Genomic DNA, 570 nt, shown 5'->3' on the forward strand with positions numbered 1-570 from the left:
TGAAGTGGACATTGCACCGTTGCCAGGATGTTCCCACAAAGTCTTGTTGAATCGCCTTTTTAAGACCTTCATGGGCATCGGAGACGACTAGTTTCGGCGATTGTAGACCTCTTGAAATTAGGTGTTGGATAAAGGCAGACCAGCTTTTGAAGCTTTCGTTGTGATCGACTTTCAAGCCAAGGATTTCCCGGCGACCCTCTTTGTCAATTCCAAGAGCGAGGTATACAGCCTTGGAGACGACACGGTTGTCCTCCCTGACTTTAATGTACATGGCGTCGACAAATAAGTAGGGAAAGTATTTTGTGTTTAAAGGCCGGTTCGCCCATTCATTGACGATGGGATCTAGCTTGGACGTCAGGGAGGAAACGAAGGATTTAGACACACTCCTGCCGCATAGCTGTTCCACTACGTTGGAAACCTTCCGTGTCGACACGCCATTCACGACCATCTCGAGCATGGAGAGGACAAGCGCCTGGTCACATCTTGCATATCTTTCAAAGACTGAAGGTGCGAATTCGCCTTGACGAGTGCGTGGAACTTTCAATGTAATCTTTCCGATACTCATGGTTA

The 570-nt window shown here is 47.9% G+C and carries 1 protein-coding gene; it reads right to left on the bottom strand.

All coding sequences use genetic code 11. From position 1 onward, the window contains the following. Positions 1 to 570, bottom strand: a 570-nt coding sequence (locus tag M3191_RS18170) for an IS256 family transposase (protein WP_251701727.1), incomplete at both ends; no start/stop codon positions are given.

The sequence above is a fragment of the Sporosarcina luteola genome (genome assembly GCF_023715535.1).
GTDB classification, from domain to species: Bacteria; Bacillota; Bacilli; order Bacillales_A; family Planococcaceae; genus Sporosarcina; species Sporosarcina luteola_B.